At 74.7% G+C, this 872-nt stretch carries 1 protein-coding gene and 1 pseudogene; one reads left to right on the top strand and one right to left on the bottom strand.

Features of this window, described 5'->3' with window-relative positions:
• Nucleotides 1-709: ketopantoate reductase family protein (locus ACVNF4_RS36540; protein WP_461807109.1), on the top strand; the 709-nt coding region annotated here is incomplete at its 5' end.
• A gap of 39 nt (nt 710-748) precedes the next feature.
• Here ACVNF4_RS36540 and ACVNF4_RS36535 read toward each other — a convergent pair.
• Nucleotides 749-872, bottom strand: a pseudogene (locus tag ACVNF4_RS36535) (sirohydrochlorin chelatase); the annotation flags it as partial.

Genomic DNA, 872 nt, shown 5'->3' with positions numbered 1-872 from the left:
GGAGCGCCTGCCGCTGCTGTGCGCGCAGAACGGCGTGGAGGGTGGGCGGCTCGCGCTGCGCCGGTTCAGCCACGTCTACGGCGTCTGCGTCTGGCTGCCGTCCGCGTACGTCGAACCCGGTGTCGTCTCCGCCGCCGGTGCCCCGCTGACCGGCATCCTGCACCTCGGCCGCTTCCCGCACGGCACCGACGCCACCGCCCACCGCGTCGCCGAGGACCTCGAAGCGGCACGGTTCGAGGCGCCCGTCGTTCCCGACGTGAGCCGCTGGCAGTACGCGAAACTGCTGACCAACCTGGGCAACGCGGCGGACGCGGTGTCCGGTCACGAGGGGGCCGTGGCCCTGTGGGAGCGGGTGCGGGAGGAGGGGGAGGCGGTGCTGAAAGCGGCGGGAATCGCTTACACCGGCACCGAGGAGGAGAAGGCCCTGCGGGGCGACAAGATCACCCTCGTCCCGCTGCCCGGCGCCCCGCGCGGCGGCGGCTCCTCCTGGCAGTCCCTCGCGCGCGGCACCGGCAGCATCGAGGCCGACCACCTCAACGGCGAGATCGCCCTCCTCGGCCGGCTGCACGGCGTACCGACCCCGCTGAACAGCCTCCTCCAGCGCCTTGCGAACCAGTTCGCCCGCGAGCGCCGTCCGGCCGGTTCGCTGCCGGTCGCGGAGCTGCTGAGACTCGCGGACGACGCCGTCGCGGCTGTTCGAGAGGGCTGAGCGGAGCGTGCCGCGCACCCGGGTTCCGAGGACGCCGGATCAGTGAACCGAGGTGACCCCGGCGGTGAGCACCGCGAGAGGCTCCGGGCGCGTGGGGGTCCGCGCCTCGTCGTACCGCCGCAGCAGCAGCCGCGCGACCTCCGGCGCCGGGCCCAGCACCTCC

The organism is Streptomyces sp. S6 (assembly GCF_054880855.1).
The sequence above is the reverse complement of the archived record's forward strand: the minus strand, read 5'-3'. Positions and strand labels throughout refer to the sequence as shown.